Source organism: Nitratireductor aestuarii, from assembly GCF_014641695.1.
GTDB lineage: Bacteria > Pseudomonadota > Alphaproteobacteria > Rhizobiales > Rhizobiaceae > Chelativorans > Chelativorans aestuarii.
On sequence record NZ_BMIF01000008.1, the window covers coordinates 76501 to 99995 of the forward strand.

General features: G+C 61.8%; 17 protein-coding genes. 10 read left to right on the forward strand and 7 right to left on the reverse strand.

Features of this window, described 5'->3' with window-relative positions; all coding sequences use genetic code 11:
* Window positions 1–104: 104 nt before the first annotated feature.
* The 4 genes from IEX27_RS13590 to IEX27_RS13605 all read right to left on the reverse strand — a co-directional run bounded on the left by IEX27_RS13590 (window position 105) and on the right by IEX27_RS13605 (window position 4695).
* Window positions 105–1352, reverse strand: a complete 1248-nt coding sequence (locus tag IEX27_RS13590) for a sugar ABC transporter permease (protein ID WP_188721616.1) — start codon at window positions 1350–1352, stop codon at window positions 105–107.
* On the reverse strand, window positions 1349–2155 hold the full coding sequence (locus IEX27_RS13595; RefSeq protein ID WP_188721617.1) for an ATP-binding cassette domain-containing protein: 807 nt from the start codon (window positions 2153–2155) through the stop codon (window positions 1349–1351). Before IEX27_RS13595 ends, IEX27_RS13590 begins: the two co-directional genes overlap by 4 nt.
* A 106-nt stretch (window positions 2156–2261) precedes the next feature.
* Window positions 2262–3275, reverse strand: a complete 1014-nt coding sequence (locus IEX27_RS13600) for an ABC transporter substrate-binding protein (protein WP_188721748.1) — start codon at window positions 3273–3275, stop codon at window positions 2262–2264.
* Window positions 3276–3633: 358 nt separating this feature from the next.
* Window positions 3634–4695 carry a LacI family DNA-binding transcriptional regulator gene (locus IEX27_RS13605; RefSeq protein WP_188721618.1) on the reverse strand — a complete coding sequence of 354 codons (1062 nt, stop codon included), beginning with the start codon at window positions 4693–4695 and terminating at the stop codon, window positions 3634–3636.
* A 413-nt stretch (window positions 4696–5108) separates the two neighbouring features.
* On the opposite strand from IEX27_RS13605, the gene IEX27_RS13610 reads away from it, so the two are divergent.
* From IEX27_RS13610 to IEX27_RS13625, 4 genes are all read left to right on the forward strand, one after another.
* Window positions 5109–6368 carry a TolC family protein gene (locus IEX27_RS13610; protein ID WP_188721619.1) on the forward strand — a complete coding sequence of 420 codons (1260 nt, stop codon included), beginning with the start codon at window positions 5109–5111 and terminating at the stop codon, window positions 6366–6368.
* Window positions 6368–8551, forward strand: coding sequence for a type I secretion system permease/ATPase (locus IEX27_RS13615; protein WP_210315537.1), 2184 nt, complete (start codon window positions 6368–6370; stop codon window positions 8549–8551). The genes IEX27_RS13610 and IEX27_RS13615 overlap by 1 nt, the downstream gene beginning before the upstream one ends.
* Before the next feature lie 22 nt (window positions 8552–8573).
* Complete coding sequence (locus IEX27_RS13620; protein WP_188721620.1) at window positions 8574–9764, forward strand: HlyD family type I secretion periplasmic adaptor subunit; 1191 nt, start codon at window positions 8574–8576, stop codon at window positions 9762–9764.
* An 87-nt stretch (window positions 9765–9851) separates the two neighbouring features.
* Window positions 9852–11429 (forward strand): GMC family oxidoreductase, encoded by a 1578-nt coding sequence (locus IEX27_RS13625; protein WP_188721621.1) that lies wholly within the window; start codon window positions 9852–9854, stop codon window positions 11427–11429.
* 41 nt (window positions 11430–11470) lie between these two features.
* On the opposite strand, the gene IEX27_RS13630 is transcribed toward IEX27_RS13625, so the two are convergent.
* On the reverse strand, window positions 11471–12658 hold the full coding sequence (locus IEX27_RS13630) for an acyl-CoA dehydrogenase (protein ID WP_188721622.1): 1188 nt from the start codon (window positions 12656–12658) through the stop codon (window positions 11471–11473).
* Window positions 12659–12874: 216 nt separating this feature from the next.
* Here IEX27_RS13630 and IEX27_RS13635 point away from each other — a divergent pair, with 216 nt between their 5' ends.
* From IEX27_RS13635 to IEX27_RS13660, 6 genes are all read left to right on the forward strand, one after another.
* The gene (locus tag IEX27_RS13635; protein ID WP_188721623.1) at window positions 12875–13792 is read left to right on the forward strand and encodes a GntR family transcriptional regulator; all 918 of its coding nucleotides are present in this window, start codon (window positions 12875–12877) and stop codon (window positions 13790–13792) included.
* A gap of 211 nt (window positions 13793–14003) precedes the next feature.
* Window positions 14004–16565, forward strand: coding sequence for an aconitate hydratase AcnA (gene acnA, locus IEX27_RS13640; RefSeq protein ID WP_188721624.1), 2562 nt, complete (start codon window positions 14004–14006; stop codon window positions 16563–16565).
* A gap of 89 nt (window positions 16566–16654) precedes the next feature.
* Window positions 16655–17629, forward strand: coding sequence for a Bug family tripartite tricarboxylate transporter substrate binding protein (locus IEX27_RS13645; protein WP_188721625.1), 975 nt, complete (start codon window positions 16655–16657; stop codon window positions 17627–17629).
* Between the two features lie 107 nt (window positions 17630–17736).
* Window positions 17737–18228, forward strand: a complete 492-nt coding sequence (locus tag IEX27_RS13650; RefSeq protein WP_188721626.1) for a tripartite tricarboxylate transporter TctB family protein — start codon at window positions 17737–17739, stop codon at window positions 18226–18228.
* A gap of 12 nt (window positions 18229–18240) precedes the next feature.
* Entirely contained in the window at window positions 18241–19740 is a 1500-nt protein-coding gene (locus IEX27_RS13655) for a tripartite tricarboxylate transporter permease (RefSeq protein ID WP_188721627.1), read from the forward strand.
* A gap of 191 nt (window positions 19741–19931) precedes the next feature.
* Window positions 19932–21026 (forward strand): AbrB family transcriptional regulator, encoded by a 1095-nt coding sequence (locus IEX27_RS13660; protein ID WP_188721628.1) that lies wholly within the window; start codon window positions 19932–19934, stop codon window positions 21024–21026.
* A 59-nt stretch (window positions 21027–21085) separates the two neighbouring features.
* On the opposite strand, the gene IEX27_RS13665 is transcribed toward IEX27_RS13660, so the two are convergent.
* Both IEX27_RS13665 and IEX27_RS13670 read right to left on the reverse strand, forming a co-directional pair.
* Window positions 21086–22516: a coiled-coil domain-containing protein gene (locus IEX27_RS13665; protein ID WP_188721629.1), complete on the reverse strand. Its 1431-nt coding sequence runs from the start codon at window positions 22514–22516 to the stop codon at window positions 21086–21088.
* Between the two features lie 7 nt (window positions 22517–22523).
* Complete coding sequence (locus IEX27_RS13670) at window positions 22524–23480, reverse strand: DUF6384 family protein (protein ID WP_188721630.1); 957 nt, start codon at window positions 23478–23480, stop codon at window positions 22524–22526.
* Between the last annotated feature and the right edge of the window lie 15 nt (window positions 23481–23495).

A 23495-nucleotide genomic window follows, 5' to 3' on the forward strand; every position in this document is an offset into this window, starting at 1 on the left:
AGTTCCACGCCCTCATCCTGAGCTTGTCGAAGGGCAAGGGTGCAGTTGCCACCAGCTTCCACTCCTTCGTGGTTCGACAAGCTCACCATGAAGGAGTGGGAATTCTACGCCCGGCCATGGGACATGCGCGAGCGGCGTGCGAGCGAGTCGACGATCACGGCAATGGCAAGCACTGCGCCGGTGATCATGTAGCGGAGCGATGATGACAGATCGATGAGCGTCAGGCCGCTTGCGATCGACTGAATGACGATGATGCCGAGCAGTGCCGAGAAGGCGCTGCCGCGACCGCCGAAAAGGCTTGTGCCGCCGATGACGGCTGCCGCGATGGCGTTCAGGTTGACGTCGCCGGTGCCTGCCTGCTGGCTTGATGAGGCTAGGCGGGCGGCGGCCAGGATCCCGCCAGCAGCTGCTAGTGTGCTGCAGGCAACGAAGGCCGTGATGTAGATGAAGCGTACGTTGATGCCGGAGCGTCGCGCAGCTTCCCGATTGCCGCCAACAGCATGCATGGCGCGGCCCCAGCTGGTGCGGGTGAGCGCGTAGTTCATCAGCACCACGAGCGCCACGAAGAGGGCGAACATCCACGGAACGCCGCGGCCCTGGTTGAGATAGAAGACGATGGCGCCGAGGCCGATGATGGTTATGGCCGCCTTCAGCAGGAGGTTGCTGAGCGAGGGGGCGGAGAGCCCCGCATTTCGCCTTCGTTGGGCCGAGCGATACCCTGTCAGGAACATGCCGACGCCCACCAGCAAGACGAGCGCGTAGGAGAGGGGATCGGGGATCAGCAGCATCTGGCCAAAGTTCACCAGCGGCGATCCGTAGGGCAGGTTGATCGATCCGGTATTGCCCAGGAGATAAAGCTGCATGCCAAGCGCGGCCAGCAGGCCGGCGAGGCTCGAGACGAAGCTCGGCATGCTGAAATAGTTGTAGAGCAGCGCGTAAAGCAGGCCGATCACTGACCCCGTCAGGAGAGCGGCGAGGATTGCCGCTGCCACTGGCCAGCCGTTGCTGACCCAGAGCACGCCGGTGATCGTTGAAGCCAGGCCGCTGACGGAGCCGACGGACAGGTCGATCTCGCCCACCATCAGCACGCAGACGACGCCGAGCGCGATAATGCCGACGGTCGAGCAGTCGAACAGCAGGTTGACCAGGTTGTTGCTCGAGAGAAAGACCGGGTTCAGGTATTGAAAGATAGAGCAGATGATGACGAGGCCGACGACCACGGGCAGCGAGCCGAGGTCACCGGTGCGGACGCGGACCCAGAAGGCGCGGATGGTTCCGGCCAGACCCTGCTCATGCTTTAGGCGGACATCCTGCTGGTCGAGCGGCACGTTGGTCGAAATCCGATTGCTCATGGATGATGCTGCCCCACGTCCGTCTGCTGGCGTCTGGCGGCTCTGCGCACGACCGCATTGTTGGACGCGCCAGTGATGGCTGCCACCAGCTCCTCGTGCGACGTGTCGGGCGTGAAGACGCCATTGTTGCGGCCAAGGCGCAGCACCACGATGCGGTCCGCAACAGCCAGAACGTCTTCCATGTTGTGGCTGATCATGACCACGCCGAGGCCGCGGTCGCGGACGCGTTCGATCAGGTCCAGAACCTCGGCCGTCTGGGCTACGCCAAGAGCGGCGGTCGGTTCATCGAGCAGAATGAGCTTCGGGTCGAGCAACAGCGAGCGGGCGATGGCGACGGTCTGGCGCTGGCCACCGGAAAGCGATGCGATTGGCTCGCGGACGCTCGGGATGCGGACGGAAAGCTCGTTCAGCAACGTCCACGCCTTGATCTCCATCGAGACTTCGTCGAGCCGGAAGGGGCTCAGCTCGCGGCCGAGGAAGATGTTGGCGACCACGTCGAGGTTCTCGCAAAGCGCAAGATCCTGAAAGACCGTCGCGATGCCGAGGTTGAGCGCAACGCTCGGCGTGGAAATGGTGACGGGCTCGCCATTGAAGATGACGGTGCCGGACGAGGGCTGGTGAACGCCCGCGAGGATCTTGACCAGGGTGGATTTGCCGGCGCCGTTGTCGCCCACCAGGGCGACCACTTCTCCGGCGTGCACATCCATGTCCACGTCGGTCAGGGCGGAGACCGCGCCGAAATTCTTCGAAATGCCCCGAAGGCTGAGAACCGGGGTTCGGGTGCCTGTCGGTCGTGTTGGCATGTGCTATCTGTCCCCGCCTTGGCGTGCCGGATGGACGCTCCATGCCCATTCCGGCCTCAGAATGAAGCCCGGGGCAGGGGCTGCCCCGGGGTGTCACTTCCTGATTTTACTGGGTGATGCCCAGCTCCTTGCAGCCCTCGGCGTAACGATCGACGCAGATGGTCTCTGCCGAGGCAATGTTGGTGTCGAACATTTCCGCCTTGATGTTCTCGCGGGTCACGACGGCCGGCACAAAGAGCTTGGACGGCGTGTTGTAGAGTTCCGTCTCGGCCTTTGGCGTTTCACCGCTCAAAAGCTGGATGGCGACGCGGGCAGCTTCCGCAGCCACGATTTCGCTCGGCTTGTTGATGGTGTTGTACTGGTCGCCTGCGATGATCAGCTGGAGGGCGGCGATGGTCGCGTCATTGCCCGTGACGGGCGGGAGCGGATCCACGCCCGCAGCCTTCAGAGCAGCAATGGCGCCGCCGCCGGTGCCGTCGTTTGCGGCCACGATGCCGACGATCTTGTCACCAAAACGGGTGATTTGGCCGCTTGCCCATTGCTGAGCGCGGGCGGGAACCCAATCCGGCGTGTCATATTCGGCAAGCAGCTCGTAGCCGCTGTTGTCGATGCCGGAATGAATGCCCTTCTTGATCAGGCCTGCTGCCGCATCGGTCGGCGAGCCGTTGATCTGCAGGAGGCCGCCCTTTTCCGGCGTCACACCAGAGGCTTTCAGGTGCTCGATCAGCGAGTCAGCGATCGACTTGCCGATGGCCTCATTGTCGAAGGAGACGTAGAAGTCGGCCACGGCTTCCGGGATCGGGCGGTCGTAGGCGATAACCTTGATGCCCTGGCCCTGCGCCTGCTTGACCAGCGAAGCGGCGGCTGAGGTGTCGACCGCGTCGAGCACCACGACTTTCGCACCCTGTGCGATGACGGAGTTGAACTGCTGCTGCTGCTTCGTCGCGTCCGCATCAGCGTTCAGGTAGATGACCTTGCAGCTCTCGCAAAGCTTCTTCATCTCGGCCAGGAAGCCGGGATGGTCGTGCTCTTCGTACCGGGTCGAGCCCTGATCGGGCATCAGAAAGGCGATTGTTTCGTTCGCGACCTGTGCCATACCGGCCGATGCGTAGAACATCATGCAGGTACCAAGCGCTGTCGCCAGTGCAGTAGACCAACGGTTCGTCACCATGAAAGCTCCTCCTCCGAGCGTTAGTTCAGGTCAACCAGTATCCGCACATGCGATTTGTTTTGAAGCAGTTCAGGTCTCCCAGTCTGAACCAGATAATACTCTACAGTCAGGCCGCAGTTCGATGCAGCCAATTCTCAAGCTATTGCAATAGTTTGCGCAACATTTGCGCAATCGATTGCGCAAACATAATGCGTATGGGGCAGTATAATGTCAACGAAGATGAATTGCTACTACGGCGATGGTCTAGGGGTGGACCGTTCGGCGGCGATTATCGCTGTTCGATACCTATCGTCAGGGATCTATCGGGTCAGGCGAACTGCTTCAGCACGTCCAGGGGGCCGGGCAGTGCGGTCCGCGGCGTGATAAGTTCGGGCGTCACACGATAAAGGATCGGCCTTTCCGGCGGGTTGTCCAGAATATCAAAGGCTTTCTTCAGCATGGCATCGACGTTCTGGCGGATCATGATGACCGGGAACGGCAGAAAGGACGCGAAGGGATCGTAGTCGTAGCAGCCCACCACCAGGTCGGCGTAATTGACTTGCGGGTGTTCAGCCATAAACCGGAGCAGACCTTCAAGATTGATAGATGAATTGATGAAGAGCGCCCGAGGTAAACGACCGCGTTTGGCGTAGAGTTCTTCCAGGGCCTGCCGGGTGTTATCAGCAGAATAACTTGTCATCCGCACGCAGTCTTCCGGGTCGTCGCCCAGGTGCTTCCGTTTGGCTGCGTGGAAGCCACGGATGCGTTCGCGTGTTGCATCGTCGTCACGCCCACCGAGCAGCATCAGCTCACGCCCTGAGGGAGGCTTGACCCCCGAATTCTGGAAATGGCGGATGATCGCTTCCGTGAGCAGCTGACCGCCAGCAAAATTGTCGGAGGTGACCGATGAGGCCCTGGTGCCCGGAAGATCAATGTTCACGTGCGGAAGACCGGCGGCCTGGCAAAGTTCGTGCAAGCCGTCAGGGTCGGTCGCGCCGCAGATGAAAAGCGATTCAATGGAATATGAAATGAGGGTGGAGATGGTGGCATGCTCCTCTTCGGGATCGCGGTTGCCGCTCACCACCACAGGACAAAGGCCCCGTAGCCTTACCTGCGCTTCGAAGGCCTGGGCCATGGCGGAAAAAAAGCGGCTATCGTAGAGCGGGAGCAGAAGGCCGATAAGACCCGAGCGGGAACTCTTCAGCCCCTGAGCCTGTCGGTTCGCCTTGTAGGCGTGTTGTTCTGCGAGATCCTGGATAGCCGCAGCGGTTCTCTCGCTGATCCGCCGCTTCTGCCACGTCCCATTCATCACCGCGCTGACGGTGGACGGCGAATGTCCTGAAAGCATGGACAGATCGTATATCGTAGGCTTCTTCTGCCTGCTGCGCATCCATCAGAGTCCCTAGTCAGAGCCATTTCAGAACAGCGAAGTTTAAGTTGGATGATCAGTTTGCCACAGGGAACGATTAATCAGCTATCTACCAGCTTCCACGTTCTCCGTTCGGACTACTGTCCGGTATTGCTTATGTTTCGGAAATAAACGCAATAACTGTCATAGGCTGTAATGGACTTTGCCCTCCAAACAAATCAGAGTTGATGGGTGGGGCGCATAGTTACACTAAAAGTCATATAACTACAACAATATATAATAGAATTAACATAGTAATGATCCTTTATTCACTGCAATCGGTCGCTGGTATTGCTGTTCTGGCGCTAATTTCCGGGTGCTCTGCCGTAAGCGTAAGGGGCGCTGACAATCCCAAGACGCCTATGGCCAACTTTACTCGGCCAGTGCAGGCAGGAGTGCGCCCTAAACAGCTGACATCCGTAGTCGGGATATCCGGTTCCCACGCCACCATGGAGGCGCTGGTCCACAGTACGATAAACTGGCACCCGACGATCAGTGAGGCGGCGGGTCGCGTCAAGGAGGCCCAGGAAAATATCATCGAGGCAAAAGCCGGATACCTGCCGGGCGTCAGCGGCGGGGTGCGTTCCACTTATTCAAAGGCCAGTGACGGGTCACTGTCACCCAAGGTCGAGATTACTGCCAAGCAGATGCTTTACGACTTCGGCAAGGTTGCCGGGTCAGTGGAAGCCGGAAAGGCGGGAGAGACGCTCAGCCGCGCTCGCCTCCTTGCTTCGGCTGACCAGTTGGCGCGTGATACGGCGATGGCCGTGATCGAGGTCCAGCGCAACCGACGCCTGCGAGAGGTTTCCCAGCGTGAGGTGGAGAGTATTGGGGCGATCGCGCGGCTTGTGGATAAACGCACGCTAGAAGGCGCCAGCACGGATTCCGATCAGGTGCAGGCGGCATCGCGACTGGAATCGGCGCGCGCCGCGCAGCTCCAGTACGAGGCCGCCTACCAGCGCGAGATGTCGGGTCTTGCAATCCTGACGGGAGGAGAAGCGGTTCCCTCCGACGACGTCCCGTCCTGGCTTCCTGAGGCATGCAACGTCGCCGATCCCGACTGGGATTCCGTTTCCGAAATGCAGGTTGCGGAAGCGCAGCACCAGCGGGCCGCAGCGCTTCTCAAGAGCAGCAGGTCGGAAACGCTTCCAACACTGGCGCTCGAGGCGAGGAGTTCCTACGATCTTAAGGACAGGGGCGGCGGGAAAGACGATCGGGTCGACTATTCTGTCGGGCTCAACGTTTCGACACCGCTCTATCAGGGGGGCGCCACCGCTGCTCGTGTACGGGCGGCGTCCTTTGCGCTGGAAAGTGCGGATGCAGCGCGGGACGGGGCACGTTCAACCGCAGCGATGCAGCTCAGGCAGGCTCGCCAGCAGGTGAGTTCGCTCAAGCAATTGCAGCGGAGCCTGAATGCCAGGACCAAGATTTCCGCCAAAGCCCGAGACCTCAACCGGATGCAATATCTGGATCTTGGAACGCGCACGCTTCTGAACGTGCTCGACGCGGAGAAGGAGCTGCATGAGGCGGAACTGCTCGCAGTCAACGCCGAGCACGACCTTCGGAGCCTCTATGTCACTTGCCTCTACTACTCAGGGAAAAGTCGTGAGCGCTTTGGCATCGGCACATCCCAGCGTCCAGGATTAAGCGAATAATGAGCCAGTCAATTGCCGCCATGGTGGAGCCTCAGGCTCCCGAAGAACAGCCGGAAACCTTCAATGCCAGTCGATGGATCGAGTGCCTGCGGCACGTGGTGCTCCACTACCGGATTGCGCATTCGCTGGAAGGCGCACGGCTGGCGGCCGAGGCCGACATGGCGAAGACCGAAGAGGCGCGTGTTCGCCACATCGCGCGCAATCTCGGGCTCAGGGTGCGGCTGACCCAGCCGGATGCGTCGGAACTCAGCCACTGGCAGCTGCCGGTAGTGCTGGCGCTTGCCGACGGTAACGTCGCCGTTGTCACCGCGATAGCAAAAGACGGAACGGCGAGCGTGCTTTTCGCCGAAGGCCAGGGCCTGGAGCAGCCTGTCCCGCTCGCCGACCTGCTGCAGCAGACGAAGTATGTGGTTCTCGCCCGCCCCGCCCGCTCGGTGGCGGACGCGCGTGTCGACGCCTACATCAAGCCGTTCCGCGAAGACTGGCTGCGCCGGATCATCGCGCGGGACTGGCGGTCTTACATTTCCATTCTCTTCGCGTCGCTGATCGCGAATGCCTTGGGCCTCTCCGGTATCATCTTCTCCATGCAGGTCTATGACCGGGTAATCCCGGCGGAATCGTTCAATACGCTCGCCGTTCTTTTCAGCGGCGTCATTCTCTGCATCGTCTTCGACTTCGCGATGCGGCGGAGCCGGATGGCCATCATCGATATCGTTGGAAAGCGCGCCGACCTGCAGATGTCGGACGAAGTGTTCGGCCACGCGCTGCGCGTGCGCAACGACGCACGGCCAACGTCGACTGGCTCCTTTATCGCGCAGCTACGCGACCTTGAGCAGGTGCGCGAGATGCTGACATCGAGCGCAGTGGCGGCGTTTGCCGACCTGCCGTTCTTCCTGCTCTTCCTCGCCATCTATTTCATGATCGCAGGCAAGCTGGTGGTCATTCCGCTGACAGCGCTCGTGCTGCTCATCCTCCCGGGGTTGCTGCTACAGCGCCGGCTTCGGGCACATGCAAATGAGGCAATGCGGGAATCGTCGCTGCGCAATGCCATGCTCGTGGAGACGGTGCAGGGGCTGGAAGATATCAAGATGCTTCAGGCGGAGCACCGTTTCCAGCAGCAGTGGAACCACTATACCGCGGTGACGGGTGCGGCGCAGCTGCGCCTTCGCGCGCTTACCAACGGCCTGAACGTCTGGACGCAGAATGTGCAGTCGGGCGTCTACGCGCTCACCGTCTTTGCGGGTGCGCCGCTTGTCATCAGCGGCGATATCACGACGGGTTCGCTCGTAGGGGCTTCCATCCTTGGTTCGCGCATGCTGGCGCCCATGAGCCAGGTGACGCAGCTGCTTGGTCGCTTTCAGCAGGCGCGGATTGCCAAGAATGGCCTCGACAACATCATGAAGATGCCGGTCGACCAGCCGGAGGATGAGCAGCGTATCGAGATGCCGCGTATATCCGGCAAGTACATGCTGCGCGATGCCGCCTACCGCTATGGTGAAGGGCTGCCGCTCTGCCTGCAGGTGCGTACGCTCAATATCGAGGCTGGCGAACGTGTTGCCCTGCTTGGCAAGAACGGCGCCGGGAAATCGACACTGTTGCAGGCGATGTCCGGTCTGCTGCGTCCGCACGAGGGCGAAATCCTGCTGGATGATTTGGCGCTTCATCAGATCGATCCGGCAGATGTGCGCCGCGATGTGGGGCTGCTTACGCAGAACTCGCGGCTCTTTCACGGAACCTTGCGGGACAATGTCACGCTCGGCGCGCCTTCGGCCAGCTCATCCCGCGTTCAGGAGGCGCTGGACATGGTCGGCGCCGATGCTTTCATCCGCAAGCTGCCCAAGGGGCTCGATTATCACATCCAGGAAGGCGGGCTCGGCCTTTCCGGCGGGCAGAAGCAGGCGATCCTGCTGGCACGCCTCATCCTGCGCGACCCTTCCGTCGTGCTTCTGGATGAGCCCACCGCTGCGATGGATGACGCGACGGAGCGGCACTTCATCGAGCGGTTCGGATCCTGGAGCGTCGGCAAGACGGTCATCATTGCCACCCACCGCATGCGGGCACTCGATGTGGTGAACCGCATCATCATGGTCGAAGGCGGCAGGATCGTGCTCGATGACGACAAGGATACGGCGCTTGCCACGCTTTCGGGGGGCAATGCCGTCCGGATCCACAAGGCCAAATAAGTTCAGGCGGGAGAGAAAAGAAATGGCAGCAACCAGCGGCAGCAGCCCAGCCTGGACCTTCGAGAACAATGACGCGGAAAAGGATCGGCGGACGCACCAGTTCATCGCACTGGTGACCGCACTTTTCGCCACGGCGGTTGCATGGTCCTGGTTCGCGGAACTGGACGAGGTGTCGACGGGGTCGGGCAAGGTGGTGCCCAGTCGGCAGGAACAGGTGATTCAGTCGCTTGAAGGCGGTGTGCTGGCGCAACTCTATGTGCGCGAGAATGAGGTGGTGGAGCCAGGGCAGGTTCTGGCGCAGCTCGACCAGACCATGTCGGAATCAAGCGTCGAGGAAAGTGCGGCGAGGTATCGAGCAGCCCTTGCGAGCGTTGCGCGGCTTACCGCCGAGGTGAATGGCGGCCGGCCTCAGTTCCCGAGCTATCTGGACGACTATCCGGATCTGGTGGCGGCGGAGACAGAGCTGTTTGAGGCCCGACGAAAGGCCCTTGAAGAGGAGACGTGGCTGCTCGACCAATCGATCGAGCTGGTCGGAAGCGAGCTTGCGATCAACCAAAAGCTGACGACCAGCGGGGCGGCGAGCAATGTGGAGGTGATCCGGCTCAAGCGTCAGTTGGTGGAGTTGCAGCTGAAGCAGGCCGAGACGCAGTCGAACTATGTCGTTCGCGCGCGTGAAGAACTGGCAAAGGCCAGCGCCGAGGTGAGCTCCCTATCTTCGGTGGTGCGCGGGCGGTCCGATACGCTGTCGCGTCTGACGCTGCGCTCGCCCGTGCGCGGCGTCGTGCAGAACATCGAAGTCAACACGATCGGCGGTGTCGTGCCGCCCAATGGCAAGCTGATGGGGATCATCCCGATCGATGACCAGCTGATCGTCGAGGCGCGAGTCTCCCCGCGCGACATCGCCTATATCCACCCCGGCCAGAAGGCGAGCGTCAAGATCACCGCCTATGACTATGCGGTTTTCGGCGATCTCGATGGGGAAGTGCGCAGCATTTCGCCCGACACGATGCAGGACGAGACCAATCCGCAGGTCTATTACTACCGCGTGTTCATCGAAACCGCGACGGATGCGCTGGAAAACAAGGCCGGCGAGCGCTTTTCGATCGTCCCCGGCATGGTCGCGACGGTGGATATCCATACCGGCTCGAAGACGGTATTCGAGTATTTGGTCAAGCCGTTTAACAAGGCCGGGGAAGCACTGCGCGAACGGTAGTCATGTAGTTCGTTTGCAGGATACAGTCTTCAGCACACAGGCCTAAGCTGCCGGGAGGAGTTCCACACACTCCCGGGAGAGAGGCCAATGCAGGATGAAGCGCCGCGCTTCGACTACGTGATCGTTGGGGCAGGATCTGCCGGCTGCGTGCTGGCGAACCGGCTCAGCGCAGATCCATCCGTCCGCGTGCTTCTGATGGAGGCAGGGCCGGGTTGGCCGCATCCATATTCCGTCATGCCGCGGGGATGGGTGATGCTTACGGGACATCCGAAGCGGGCATGGGCATTTCCCGTTGAGGCGGAGCACGGAAGGCAGAATGAGAGCTGGGCGAGGGGCCGGGGGCTTGGCGGTTCCAGCTCGATCAATGGCATGGTCTACTGCCGTGGAGCGCCGCAGGATTATGACGGCTGGTCAAGCTTTGGCGTGACTGGCTGGGGCTCGGAGGTGTTCGAGCAGGCCTTCGCTGCGATCGAGCGGACGAGGGATGGCGATGGCGGGCATCTGGAGACCAGCCTGCGCCCACTGCCTGAGCCTTTGCGAAGTGCGATTTATGAGGCGGGGACCGGGCTCGGTTATGCCAAACGAGATGTGATCTACGGTGCTGGGGAAGAGGCGGTCGGCCAGTACGCGCATTCCGTCGACCGGCGTGGCAGGCGGGCAAGCGCGGCGCGCGTCTTCCTCGATCCGGTGCGGAAGCGACCGAACCTCACTATCTGGTCCGATACGCGTGCTACAAAGGTTCTGTTCGAGGGCCGCAGGGCTGTGGGTGTCGCCCATCAGCGGGGAACGGTCCGCGCGGGAGAGGTGATCGTTGCCTGCGGGGCGATCCAGTCGCCGCAACTCCTCCAGGTTTCGGGTATCGGGCCTGCAGGCGTTCTGCGAAATGCCGGTGTTGAGATGCTCGCGGATCTGCCGGGTGTCGGCGAGAACCTGGCGGAACATCTGGTGATTGCGCTGCCGCAACGCCTACGCGAAATTCCAAGCCACAATGCCCGGCTGCGGGGCTTGAGGCTCGTGGCGGAAACGCTGCGCTACTGCCTCACCGGAACCGGGCTCATGAGCTATGGCGCATCGGAGATGGGCGCCTTTGTGCGCTCAGCGCCGAAGGTGGACTATCCTGATGTGCAGATTTCGCTGTCGCCCTATACGTTCCAGCGCGGCCTGCTGCAGGGGCGGTTGCGGCTAGAAAAGGAGCCGGGGCTGACGATCATCGGCTATGCGCTGCGACCGGAAAGCCGCGGCACGATCGCGATCCGCAGCGGCGACATTGCCGAGATGCCGTTCATCCAGCCGCGCTGGCTGGACACAGAGGGTGACCAGCAAACAGCTGTCGCCATGATGCGCGCGATGCGCCAGTTTGGAGCGCAGCCGAGCCTCGCCCGTTTTCTTGAGAAGGAGATCTGGCCGGGCCGCGTGGTGACGGGCGACGAGGAGCTACTTGCCGCCTTCCGCCGGAATTTCGTCTCAGGGCTCCATGCAGTGGGGACGTGTCGCACGGGCACGGACGGCATGGCCGTGGTGGACGAGAACCTGCGTGTGCACGGCGTTGAGGGGTTGCGGGTCGTGGATGCATCGGTCATCCCGTCGCCCGTCTCCAGCAATACCAATGGCCCGGTGATGGCGCTGGCATGGCTTGCCGCTGACCGTATTCTGGCGGGGAAGTGAAGCGCTTCCGTGTGAGGAAGCGCTTCAGCGAGAATAGTTGATCAGAAGAATGCCTGATGGCCGGTCTGGGCGCGGCCGAGGATCAGCGCATGAACGTCGTGCGTACCTTCATAGGTATTCACGGTCTCCAGGTTCTGGGCGTGGCGCATGATGCGATATCCGATCTGGATGCCGTTGCCACCATGCATGTCGCGCGCCATGCGAGCGATGTCGAGCGCCTTGCCACAGTTGTTGCGCTTGATGATCGAGATCATCTCCGGCGCCCAGTCGCCGGACTCCATCAGGCGACCTACCTGAAGAGCAGCCTGCAGGCCGAGCGCGATTTCCGTCTGCATATCGGCCAGCTTGCGCTGATAGAGCTGGGTGGCGGCCAGCGGACGGTTGAACTGCTTGCGGTCGAGGCCATACTGACGCGCCTGGAACCAGCAGTCCTCGGCAGCACCCATCGAGCCCCAGGCGATGCCATAGCGGGCACGGTTGAGGCATTCGAACGGTCCGCGCAGGCCTTCGACACCTGGAAGGAGCGCATCTTCGCCAACTTCCACATTCTCCAGAACCACTTCGCCGGTGATGGAAGCGCGCAGCGACAGCTTGCCTTCGATCTTCGGAGCCGAAAGGCCCTTCATGCCCTTTTCCAGCACGAAGCCGCGTATCTTGCCGCAATGGGCTTCCGACTTCGCCCAGACGACGAACACGTCGGCGATGGGCGCGTTGGAAATCCACATCTTGCTGCCGTTCAGCACGTAGCCTGAACCCGTCCTGGTTGCGCGGGTGCGCATGCCGCCGGGATCGGAACCTGCGTCCGGCTCTGTCAGGCCGAAACAGCCGATCCATTCGCCGGAAGCGAGCTTCGGCAGATAGCGCTGGCGCTGTTCCTCGCTGCCGAAGGCAAAGATCGGGTGCATGACGAGCGAGGACTGTACGCTCATCATCGAACGATAGCCGGAGTCGATGCGCTCGATCTCGCGGGCCACCAGCCCGTAGGAGACATAGCCGGCACCGATGCCGCCGTATTGTTCAGGAATGGTCACGCCGAGAAGGCCGGCCTCGCCCATTTCGCGGAAAATTTCCGGATCGGTGGTCTCTTCCAGATAGGCCTTTTCGACCCGCGTCGCGAGCCGGTCGGCTGCGAAACTGGCCGCTGCGTCGCGCAGCATACGCTCTTCTTCCGACAATTGAGAGTTAAGGCGGAACGGGTCCGCCCAATCGAATTGCGATTTGCTGCTCATGTCACTCCCACAGGCTGCAAGTTTGGTGATGCTTCGATGGGCGGCGACTTTAGCATTCCCTGCTGCTTTGTCTTCCGATTTTGCTATTTGAAATGTTCTATAAAATCGCCGATTCATGCGGACCGCAGGAGGCCTCAGGCTAGGCCACTTCTTCCGCTCCCGCCTGATTTGGTCTAGACGTAGAGCGACTTTTCTCCTGGCCCTCAGGAAGACGCCATGCCAGCTCCGCTCGCGCTACAGATTGCCAAGACCATCTCCGACGCCATTGCCAATGGCGAAATCGGTGATGGCGAACATCTGAGTGCGCCAAAGCTTGCCGTGCGATTCGGTGTGTCGCGCTCGCCGATTCGCGAAGCGCTTGAAGTTCTCTCCGGGCTGGGCTTTGCAGAACAGCGGGCGAACCGGGGCTATTTTGCCAAGGCGTCTGCTTCAGAAGGAACTGCATCCGACGCAGCACGGCTCTCACTGCCGTTCGAGCCTGCGAGCGCTTACCAGAAGATGGCTGAGGACTGGCTGACAGACCGCATTCCATCTGACGTGACGGAGCAGATGCTGCGTGACCGCTATCAGCTCACCAAGTCGCAGCTTTCGGACATCCTGACCCGTGCAGCAAGAGAAGGGTGGGCGCAGCCGAAGGCAGGCTATGGTTGGCAGTTCCTGCCGGTGGCCAAGACGCCGGAGGCATTCGAGCAGGCTTATCGCTTCCGGATGGTGATTGAGCCGGCGGCCATGCTGGAGCCGACCTATCAGATCAATCGGGCAGTCCTGGAAGAGCTGAAGCGGCTGCAGACACGCATGCTGGAACACGATATCGAACGGCTTCCCGGCGAGCGCCTGATGCAGCTCGGGACGCAGTTTCACGAGGAGCTGATCCAGTTCTCGGGCAATCCATTCTTCCATCAGTCACTGGTGCGCGTAAACCAGATGCGGCGATTGATGGAGTATCGCTCGCGGATCGATCGCCGTCGTCTCTATACGCAGTGCCGGGAACATCTGGAGCTGATAGGCATTCTCGAAACCGGTGATATCGTCGCCGCGTCATACCGGATGCGCCAGCATTTGGCCGGAGCACTTCGCGCGAAGACGCCTGTCGTGCTTAATGACGAGCAGACACTAGCTGTTGCGGAAAAATAGCTCATCCATTCTGGTAAATGCTATTTGCTGCGCTGCACAATGCTCAGTTTGCATGCGGATCGTTCTTGATTAAAACGATTATATTTGGGCTATTGTCTCTTTGGCGACGACGTGCCAACGTACCTGGCGCTCGGTCATCGCTGGCGGGATTGCATTTTTATAAAGAATTGTGCAATGAGTGGGCTGTTTCTCACAGGTGGGCGTTCTTAGCATGGAAACAGTCAATCTTGCAGCGGCAGCGGGGCCAGACCTGAAGCGGTTGCCTTACGTACTGCGCATTCTCCTGGAAAACGTCTGCCGCAACGAGCCTGACAGTTCCTACCGCGACAGCATTCTTGCCTGGCTTGAGGGCCGCACCAGCACGGAAGAGATCGCATTCCGCCCGTCGCGCCTGCTGATGCATGACACGACCTGCGGCCCGGCATTGGCCGATATCGCGGGGATGCGCCACAGCCTTGCGGAAGCCGGGTACGATCCGACACTTCTCAATCCGCAGGTGCCGATCAACGTTTCCGTGGACCACTCCATCGGCGTCGACAGCTTCGGCGCGCGCGATTCCATGCTGGTGAACATGCGACGTGAGCAGGAGCGCAACGAAGAGCGCTTCCGCTTCATGAAGTGGGCGCAGGCAAATCTCACCAACGTGACGATCCATCCGCCCGGCACGGGCATTATGCACACGTTCAACCTCGAGCAGCTGGCGACGGTCGTCACCGAGCGGGACGGCTGGCTGTTCCCCGATACGCTGATCGGAACCGACAGCCATACGCCGATGATCAACGGGTTGGGCGTTCTGGCCTGGGGCGTTGGCGGGCTTGAGGCTGAAGGCGTGATGTTCGGCCTGCCGGTGATGATGCGCATTCCCGATGTCATCGGCATCCGGCTCACCGGTGCGCTGCCGGAAGGCGTGATGGCGACGGATCTCGCGCTGCGCGTGACGCATGAGCTCAGGGCGCGCGGTATCGACAATCCGTTCGTGGAGTTCTTCGGTCCCGGCGTTTCCACCCTGACGGTCGGACAACGCGCGGTCGTCGCCAACATGGCGCCCGAGATGGGCTCGCAGACGGCCTATTTCCCCATCGATGAGCAGGCGGTTGCCTATCTCAAGGCTACCGGAAGAAGCACGGACCATGTTGCCCGCGTAGAGGAATATGCGCGCAGCAACGGTCTCTGGTTCGAGCCTGATCTTGAGCCGGTCTACACCGAGGTGCTTCCGCTCGATCTCAGCACCGTTGCAGTCTCCATCGCCGGTCCGCAGCGTCCACAAGACCTGATCCGCCCGGCAGACGCGGGGCGGTCGCTGGAGCCGCTTCTGAAGAAGAGGGGCGAGCTGACTAGGGCTGAGGGCGAGCCTGCGATCAGCGACGGCGATGTGGCAATTGCTGCGATCACGAGCTGCACGAATACGTCCGACATCCGCTTGAATATTGCCGCCGGGCTGCTGGCGAAGAAGGCAAATCAGCTGGGGCTCAAGCCGAAGTCCTGGGTCAAGACGTCCTTCTCGCCGGGCTCGCCTGCTGCCGCACGGTATCTCGGCCGCGCCGGTCTGATCGACGATCTGGAAGCGCTGGGCTTTGGCATCGTGGGCTTCGGCTGCATGACGTGCATCGGCAACTCCGGTCCGCTGCTTGAGCCGGTCACGCAAGCGATCCAGGATCATGGCGTGCTGCCGGTGGCCGTGCTTTCCGGTAACCGCAACTTCCCGGGCCGGGTGCATCCGCTGCTGTCAGCCGGATTCCTTGCGTCGCCGCCGCTTGTCATCGCCTATGCCATTGCGGGCACGGTGAATGTCGATATTCAGAACGATCGGCTGGGGACCACGGCAGATGGCCGCGACGTCTACCTGCGCGACATCTGGCCAACAGCGCAGGAGATCGAAGAAGCCTATCAGCGTGGCGCGGTGGCGGCGGATTATCCGGAGGCCTTCGCGGAGGCTACCGACAGCAAGCTCTGGCAGAGTGTGGCAACGCCCGAGGGACCGCTCTATCCCTTCGAGGAGAGCTCGACCTATTTGCGCAAGCCTTCCTTCGCCACCTTTGGCGCGCAGCGGAGCTGGCAGAGCTTTGCTGCTCATCCCGTGCTGGTGCTGGGCGACGACATCACGACCGACCAGATTTCGCCAGCCGGTGCAATTCCCGCCAAGAGCGAGGCAGGTCGGTATTTGATCGAACGCGGGGAAGACCCGAACGATCTCAACGTCTATTCGTCGCGCCGCGGCAATTTAGAGGTGATGGTGCGCGGCCTCTTCACCAACCGCAGCGTGGTGAACCATATCGCGCCGGATGTAGCCGCAGGCGACTGCGTTGACCCGGCAACGGGCGAGCACCTGCCGCTCTACAGGCTCGGCCAGCGGCTGCGCGAGCGTGGCGAAGCAGGGGTCATCCTGGCGGGTGAGCGTTACGGCGCGGGATCGTCGCGCGACTGGGCGGCCAAGGGCACGGCGCTCATCAATGTCAGCGCGGTGATCGCCAAGAGCTTCGAGCGCATCCATCGCACCAACCTGATCGGCATGGGCATCCTGCCGCTGAAGATGCCGGCGGATCTGGAGCCAAGCCAGCTCGAGCTTCGCCCCGGCGATCTCGTGGAAATTGATTTCGGTCAGGATACATTGAAACCCAGGCGCACGGTGACCGTTCACTTGCGTTACCGGGATCGCGCACCTTTTAGTTTCGACACGGTTGCACAAGTCGAAACTTTGCTTGAAACTCAACTTCTTGAAAACGGAGGGATTATTCCATTCATTCTTAATCGGGCGGCGAATGCCGCAGCTTGAAGAAGTCTAACGGAATATCGGCTATACTCACATAGCCGGAGGAACGCACCACAAGGTGCACAACATGGATTTAGTTCTTGGGAGGCTCCATGAATATGTTTGCAAAGCTCATTGGCTGCGGTGTTGCTGCACTCTGCCTGAGCATGTCCAACGCTGTTGCACAGGATGCAAAGCTTGGTGAACTTTCGATCATCGCTCCTGCGGGCGCTGGCGGCGGCTGGGACAGTGCTGCGCGCGCCATTCAGCAGGTGATGACGGAAACGGGGATTGCACGTTCCATCCAGGTTCTCAACGTTCCTGGCGCTGGCGGCACCGTGGGTCTCGCACAGTTTGCGACGGGCGCCGGTTCCGATGCGAACCAGCTCCTGGTTGGCGGCATCACCATGGTGGGCGCCATCATCTCCAACAATGCTCCGGTGAAGCTTGACGCCGTGAAGCCGCTCGCCCGCCTCACGGGTGACCCGCTCGCCGTCGTCGTTCCGGCAAGCTCGGACATCAAGACGATCGATGACCTCCTGGGCAAGATCAAGTCCGACGTGGCTGGTACGGTCTGGGCAGGTGGTTCGGCCGGTGGTGCTGACCACATGCTGGCTGCACTGCTGACGGAAGCTGCGGGCGAAGATCCGAGCAAGGTGAACTACGTTGCCTTCTCGGGAGGTGGCGAAGCTCTCGCTGCAATGCTCGGCGGTCAGGTCGTTGCCGGTATCTCCGGTTACGGCGAGTGGCAGGGCCAGATCGAATCCGGCGACCTGCGCGCGCTGGCGATCTCCTATCCGGAGCCGATCGAAGGCATCGACGCCCAGCCGCTGAAGGCACAGGGCGTGGACGTCGAGCTCGTCAACTGGCGCGGCATCTTTGCGGCTCCGCAGGTGTCCGATGAGGACATGGCGAAGCTCACAGCCGCCTTCGATGAGATGGTCAAGTCCGACAAGTGGCAGGAACTGCTGAAGGCACGTGGCTGGGCTGACTACTATCTGCCGGCTGACGAGTTCGCCTCCTTCCTGACCGAGGAGACCCAGCGTATCGAGGGCATCCTCACCAGCGTCGGTCTTGCGGGCAAGTAAGCTGCAATTCAAAGGGTGGAGCCTTCTGGGGCTCCGCCCAACTTCTATTTTGAACACGCCGCTTTAGGCCCGTTCCACACCTCAATTTCGTAGCAAGGAAGCTGACTATGGCTGAAGTTGCACCGGGAGGTCATCAGCGATGGGCGCTGGATCGCCCAAAGCTTGTCACCGGCATCATCCTCTTGGCGTTTGCAGCGGTGACTGCCTATGACGCATACAGCATGAGTTTCCGTTCGGCCTATGGTCTGAACCCCAACACCGCCTCCTATCTCGTCGCCGGCATCCTCGCTATCCTCGGCATCGGGCATTTCATCAGCGCCGCGCGTCCTAGCGAAGGCGCAGCCGTGGTCGAGGCCGACTGGAAGGCCGTCGGCATGATGGGGTTGGCGCTGGCATCGCTCATCGCCTGCGTCTACTTCGGTGCCGGGTTCATCGCCGGTTCCACGCTTCTGTTCGCCTTCACGGCGCGCGCATTCGGCCGCAAAGCCTTCATCGTCGATGTCATCATCGGCTTTGTCATCGCAGTTCTCATCTTCCTCCTGTTCAACAAGCTCCTGACCCTGACGTTGCCGATGGGTCCGCTTGAACGCCTTATCTAGGGTCGCTGCCTGATGGATACCTTAATGCTTCTGGCGGGCGGTTTCGCCCAGGCGCTGACGCCGATGAACCTGCTGTTCGCGCTCATCGGCGTGTTTCTCGGTACGGCGGTCGGCATTCTGCCGGGCATCGGACCGGCTCTGACGGTGGCGCTTCTGCTGCCCGTCACGTTCAAGCTTGATCCGGGCGGCTCGCTCATCATGTTTGCCGGCATCTATTACGGCGGCATGTACGGCGGCTCCACCACCGCCATCCTGCTCAACACGCCCGGTGAAGCGGCATCAGTCGTCACCGCGCTCGAAGGCAACAAGATGGCTCGACAGGGCAGGGGCGGGCCGGCGCTCGCAACCGCCGCGATCGGCTCCTTCGTCGCGGGTCTGGTTGCCACGATCGGCATCGCCTTCCTCGCCCCCGTGATCGTCAAGGTCGCTGTGAAATTCGGTCCATGGGACTATTTCGCGCTGATGATGATCGCCTTCGTCACCGTGTCCGCAACCTTCGGCAATTCGCCACTGAAGGGTCTTACCAGTCTGGCGCTCGGCCTGTGGCTTGGCCTCATGGGCATTGACGGACTGACGGGGCAGGCGCGACTGACATTCGGCGTTCCGGAGCTTCTGGACGGCATCGAAGTGACCACGCTTGCCGTGGGTCTCTTCGCTATCGGCGAGGCGCTGATGGTGGTCTCCATGCACAAGACCAACGCTGAGAAGCCGATGGCCATCAAGGGTTCCATCTGGATGAGCCTTGAGGACTGGAAGCGCTCCTGGAAACCATGGCTGCGCGGAGCTGCCATCGGCTTCCCGATCGGCGGTCTGCCGGCCGGCGGCGCCGAGGTCCCGACCTTCCTCAGCTACAACCTCGAGCGGAAGCTCTGCAGGGACAAGAACGCGTTCGGCAATGGCGCGATCGAAGGCGTTGCCGGTCCGGAGGCTGCCAATAACGCCTCGGCCGCCGGCACAATGGTGCCGCTGCTGACGCTCGGCCTGCCGACATCGGCGACGGCTGCGGTGATGCTCGCGGGCTTCCAGCAGTACAACATCCAGCCGGGTCCGCTGCTGTTCGTCCAGCACGCGCAGCTGGTGTGGACGCTGATCGCTTCGCTCTTCATCGCAAACGCGATGCTGCTCGTCCTCAACCTGCCGATGATCGGCCTCTGGGTGCGCCTGCTCAAGATCCCGACGCCATGGCTCTACGCGGGCATCCTGGTGTTCGCTGCGATGGGCACGATCGCCGCCAACCCGTCCGTGGTGGAGCTGATCATCCTGGTGCTCTTCGGTATCGCGGGCTTCCTGATGCGCCGCTACGATTATCCCGTGGCCCCCGCAGTGGTCGGCCTCATCCTCGGGCCCATGGCGGACCTGCAGCTTCGCCGCGCGCTCCAGATCAGCCTTGGAGATCCGATGGTGTTCCTGAACCACTGGAGCTCGGCAACGATGCTGGCGATCGCCTTCATCGCGCTTGTTGCTCCGTTCGTGTTCAAGGGACTTTCACGCTTCCAGGCGGAAGAGGACTAAAGACAGGGAAACTAATCTGGATCATTTCGGCGTTCCATCGGCTGAAATGATCCAGATTTCTCCGGTCCATCCATCCTCCATCCGGGTTAGCCTGCATTGATCCAGTCTGATTACTGGTCTAAACCCGGAATGTAGGGTGGGGGTACTGCTTCATGCAGGTGCTGATCCGCTGAAGCATGGGCAGGAATCCAATGAGTTTTTTCGGGAGGACAGTTTCAATTCGGCACCTCGGCCGGATGGTGTTGATCTATGCCGGCGCCTTCATGTGCGGCTACGTAGCCAATTGGCTCCGGCTGCCGCTCGCCTGGATGATCGGCCCGATGCTGTTTGCGGTTGCCTTTCGTCTGTCCGGCCAAGACCTGCAGGTACCCGTCGTCTCCCGGCAGCTGGGTCAGATCCTGATCGCGGCCTCCGTGGGACTGGCATTCACGTCCGACGCACTTTCGGCCATGGGGTCGCTCATCGTACCCATGATCGTCGCTGCCATCATGACGATCATCTTCGCGTTCATCGTCGGCGCGTTCATCAAGGTAGCCGCAAAGGTTGATGTCGTGACGGCGACGCTCGCCGCGTTGCCGACCGGCCCGGTGGAAAGCGTCAGCATTTCCCTGAAACACGGGGTCAACCCTGCGCCCGTCCTGTTCACCCAGACCTTCCGGATCATGTCGCTGGTGTCGCTGATACCGCCTGTCATCGTGGCATTGGACGGAAGCGTCACGGATCCCACGGCAGTCCTGCGCAACACCGTGTGGACGCCCAGCGGCAGCCTGCTTCTGTTCGCCCTTGCTGTCTGCGGAGTAGTCGTCGCCAAGCTGATACGCTTGTCGAACCCATTCTTCCTCGGGCCTCTCGGCGCGACCGTCATAGCATCGGTGCTCGAAGCACCCGTCACAGGATATCCTTATCCGGTGCTGGTCACCGCCCAGGTGTTCCTTGGGGTGTTCATTGGCGGGGCGTTCGATCGGGCCGTTCTGCGCCAATTGGGTCGATTTATTCCGGTCTCTATCGCCGCCGCATTCCTGATGGCGTTCCTCTGCGCGCTTCTCGGCATCGCCTTCGTCTATTGGACGGGCCACAGCTGGCAGGTGATGATCCTCGCGACTGCGCCGGGCAGCGCGACGGAGATGGCGCTGACGGCCAAGATCCTCCAGCAGGGTCTGGCGATCGTGACGGCTTTCCACGTGCTGCGGATCTTCGTGATCCTGCCCACGGCACCGTTCGTCATCGGTGTTACGGCAAAACTTGCTGCTTACTTCGAAAGAAAGAAGGCTGAGCAGGGGGCGTAGTCGAGTAAATGGCCGCAATTCCGGACGGAAAACCGGTTTCTACTTTTCCTGGAATTGCTCTAGAACCCACCGCCGGTGCGGAAACCACCGCCTCCGCCGCCTCCGCCACCGCGGGAACCTCCGCCTCCGAAGCCACCGCCGAATCCTCCGCGCGAGCCGCCGAAAACACTGCCGCTGCTGCGGCGCGTTGGAACGGTCGAGCTGCCGCCACCCTGGCGATAGCCGCTGCGCAGCGCGTCGCGCAGTTCCTTGGAGGATAGAACGCCGCCGATGATGCCGCCGATGACGTCGCCGATCAGCTTTTCGTTGATGAAGGTGCCGCCGCCGCGTTCATAGCCCGAACGGCGGAAGTCCTCGCGCGACCGCTCGAGCTCGGCACGGCGCTTGGCGATGGTGATCATCGTACGGCGGGTTTCATCCACTTCGCCTTCCAGCTGTTCGAGCCGTGCGGCGTTCGCCTGCAATTGCTGAACGATACGCTCGTCGTCGGGCGTTGGGGTTTCCAGGGCTTCCCGGAGCAGGACGCGGAGGTCGTCGCGTTGCAGTGCTGCCGAGAGCTCGGCAAGTGCGCCGCCCAGGCCTGCATTGCTGGTATCATCGAGCAGCGCCTGACGCTCCTGATCGATTGCCGCAAGCTGCTGTTCAAGGTCCGCGATCTCGGCGTCCTGCGCCTCGAGGGCCTCCACCGCGCGCTCGTGCTCCTTCTCGAGCTGAACGATCCCGTCGGCTTCAAGGGCCTTGCGCTCAAACGCGACAAGCGCGGCCTCTGCTACCGCCAGATCTTCCTTGAGGCGCTCGGCGTGGGCGCGCAGGCGCTTCGGGATCTCAGTCAGCGCGAAATAATTCTGGCGCGCCTGCTCGTACTGAACGACGCGCGCCACGAAGGCATCGCCCATCCGCGCGATGGGGCCGGCGCGATAGGCCGACGTGCCGTAGCCGCGGTTCCAGAGATAGACAAACAGATTGTCGGCCAGATATGGTTTAGACTTCTCGTCGCGGTCGGCTTCGGAGTGTGTTGCTTTCTCCTCGGCCGCCTCGGCCTGGGCTTCAAGGCTGTCGACCTTGGCATTCAGCGCCTGCCATTCGACCTCATCCGATACGCGGGCCTGCGTCCGCTCGGTGAGACCTGTGATGGCGTCGGCTGTGGCTGTCACGGCATCCGACAGACCCGCCCGGCGGCTGCGGCTGGCCTCAATCGACCCTGTCAGCGCGTTCTTGCGGTCATCCACTTCCTGCAGCCTACGCTTCTGCTCGTCGATGGCGGAGAGGGCTTTGCGCTCGGCGCTGTCGAGGGTGCGGAGGATCTGGTCGTCACGAAGGGCGTCCATGCGGATCTTCGCCAATGCGCGGTAGAGATCGGCCTGCTCGGCACGCAGGCGCGTCATTTCCTGGGTTGTGGCCTCGATGACGTGCTGCAACTGCTGCTCGTCCTGCCGCACCTTGAATGCCGCCTGATCGATGGTGCTGAGGGTGGTGGAAGCGCTGATCATGTTCACCCTACCACTTGGTTATCGCGCCGCCCGACACGCTTACGCGATAGGACGGTTCAAGACTGCCGCGACGCTTCTCAGCGAGGACATTGTTCTGGATGATGCCGTCGTCCATCTTGTCGCGAGCGACGGCGTCGTAGGTCGCCTTTGGCACGCGCACACCCCACTTGGAGACAACCTCGGTGCGGTTGTTCTCTTCATTGGTAATCGGCATCGAGATAGCGGAGCCATCGGGCTTAACCGCCTCAACGATCAGATAGTAGTTGCGTGCGCCGGTGTTCACATCCGGGATGCGGTAGACGCCGCTCTGCTCACCCTCGCGGCTGACGACGCGCAGAACGTAGGTTTCGCGCAGCGCTTCCGTCAGGCGGTTGAGGGCTGCGACACTGACCCGCGCGGCTTCCGCATCGGAGCGGGAGAGGGCAGCGGTGGCATCGGTCCGAAGCTGCTCGACCCGCTCACGCGCGTCGTCCGACTGCGCTTCGCTGAGCGCTGCTTCCGCCGCTGCCTGGATCTGACGCGGCAGGGTTTCCGTCAGCTCGCGCGCGGCGGTGATCTGAGCCTGCTCGGCGCGCTGATCCTGCCAGACGCTCCAGCTTGCCCAGCCGACGACGAGCAGAACCACGAGCGCCAGAGCCTTGGCGATCGTCCCCCGGCGTATCCAGAGGCCAGCCAGCGTGCGCTTGAAGCTCGGTGGCGTCGGCGTGTAGGTGAAACGGCTCTCGCGCAGGGCGCGGATGCCTTCATCGAGAATGCGATCGGAGACCTCGAGCCCCTGGCTCTCATAGATGCTGCGCAGGCGCTGCTTCAGGTTGTCATCGCGCCCATCCTGCTCCAGCTCGCGCAGGGCAACGCCTTCCTCGTGGCGGAGCGTGTCCACCACGTCCATCGCGAGCATCAGCTCATCAAGCGGCGCTGCCGGCGTCTGTCCGGCCGCGGCGGTGGGTGCAGCAACAGTGCTCATGGCTCAGGTCTCTGG

Excerpts from the sequence above, each read along its gene's own strand:
- IEX27_RS13620 (WP_188721620.1), top strand. The coding sequence starts at position 8,574 with ATGGCAGCAACCAGCGGCAGCAGCCCAGCCTGGACCTTCGAGAACAAT.
- IEX27_RS13600 (WP_188721748.1), bottom strand. The coding sequence starts at position 3,275 with ATGATGTTCTACGCATCGGCCGGTATGGCACAGGTCGCGAACGAAACA.
- IEX27_RS13650 (WP_188721626.1), top strand. The coding sequence starts at position 17,737 with ATGGCTGAAGTTGCACCGGGAGGTCATCAGCGATGGGCGCTGGATCGC.
- IEX27_RS13670 (WP_188721630.1), bottom strand. The coding sequence starts at position 23,480 with ATGAGCACTGTTGCTGCACCCACCGCCGCGGCCGGACAGACGCCGGCA.
- IEX27_RS13660 (WP_188721628.1), top strand. The coding sequence starts at position 19,932 with ATGAGTTTTTTCGGGAGGACAGTTTCAATTCGGCACCTCGGCCGGATG.
- IEX27_RS13635 (WP_188721623.1), top strand. The coding sequence starts at position 12,875 with ATGCCAGCTCCGCTCGCGCTACAGATTGCCAAGACCATCTCCGACGCC.
- acnA (WP_188721624.1), top strand. The coding sequence starts at position 14,004 with ATGGAAACAGTCAATCTTGCAGCGGCAGCGGGGCCAGACCTGAAGCGG.
- IEX27_RS13665 (WP_188721629.1), bottom strand. The coding sequence starts at position 22,516 with ATGATCAGCGCTTCCACCACCCTCAGCACCATCGATCAGGCGGCATTC.
- IEX27_RS13595 (WP_188721617.1), bottom strand. The coding sequence starts at position 2,155 with ATGCCAACACGACCGACAGGCACCCGAACCCCGGTTCTCAGCCTTCGG.
- IEX27_RS13655 (WP_188721627.1), top strand. The coding sequence starts at position 18,241 with ATGGATACCTTAATGCTTCTGGCGGGCGGTTTCGCCCAGGCGCTGACG.
- IEX27_RS13625 (WP_188721621.1), top strand. The coding sequence starts at position 9,852 with ATGCAGGATGAAGCGCCGCGCTTCGACTACGTGATCGTTGGGGCAGGA.
- IEX27_RS13590 (WP_188721616.1), bottom strand. The coding sequence starts at position 1,352 with ATGAGCAATCGGATTTCGACCAACGTGCCGCTCGACCAGCAGGATGTC.
- IEX27_RS13605 (WP_188721618.1), bottom strand. The coding sequence starts at position 4,695 with ATGCGCAGCAGGCAGAAGAAGCCTACGATATACGATCTGTCCATGCTT.
- IEX27_RS13630 (WP_188721622.1), bottom strand. The coding sequence starts at position 12,658 with ATGAGCAGCAAATCGCAATTCGATTGGGCGGACCCGTTCCGCCTTAAC.
- IEX27_RS13645 (WP_188721625.1), top strand. The coding sequence starts at position 16,655 with ATGAATATGTTTGCAAAGCTCATTGGCTGCGGTGTTGCTGCACTCTGC.
- IEX27_RS13615 (WP_210315537.1), top strand. The coding sequence starts at position 6,368 with ATGAGCCAGTCAATTGCCGCCATGGTGGAGCCTCAGGCTCCCGAAGAA.